This window comes from Neorhizobium alkalisoli (genome assembly GCF_002968635.1).
Lineage (GTDB): Bacteria > Pseudomonadota > Alphaproteobacteria > Rhizobiales > Rhizobiaceae > Neorhizobium > Neorhizobium alkalisoli.
This window is the reverse complement of record NZ_PVBN01000058.1, coordinates 1-399: the sequence shown is the minus strand read 5'-3', so window position 1 is coordinate 399 and position 399 is coordinate 1. Positions and strand designations below refer to the sequence as shown.

The 399-nt window shown below is 63.4% G+C and carries 1 protein-coding gene; it reads right to left on the bottom strand.

Going from position 1 to position 399, the window contains the following annotated elements; genetic code table 11:
- Window positions 1-172 precede the first annotated feature (172 nt).
- Window positions 173-399: hypothetical protein (locus tag C5L13_RS29185; RefSeq protein WP_205836905.1), on the bottom strand; the 227-nt coding region annotated here is incomplete at its 5' end.

Here is a 399-nt window from a genome sequence, read left to right as displayed (position 1 = left end):
GGGGCAGCCTCCGCGGGTCGGAGGGCTGAGCCACGCTGGGCGAGGCGTGGAGCCACGGGCTCGGGCGCCAGCACCCCGTGCCGCCAGTCGCAAGACTGCTAAGGATCTCGGCGACCTGTTCGGTCAAGGCCGTCAGCCGCCACATGATTGCTTGTGAAGGTCCTCGCGGCAGTCATCCACGGAGAGCCTGGAATCGATCCGTGGAGAAAGACTCGCTAGCAACTTTCATGGTCGTCGCCGCGCCCGCAAATCTGACCTCCAGACAGTCGTCTATGCGACTGAAGACCAAGGCGGACCGCTCCTCTGAAGGCCATCCGGCAAGCGAGAACTCGGAGACTCCGTCGAAGGCGAGCCTGATCAGTCCGGTCAGCGCCACATCCCATTTTCTAGGAAGTTGGA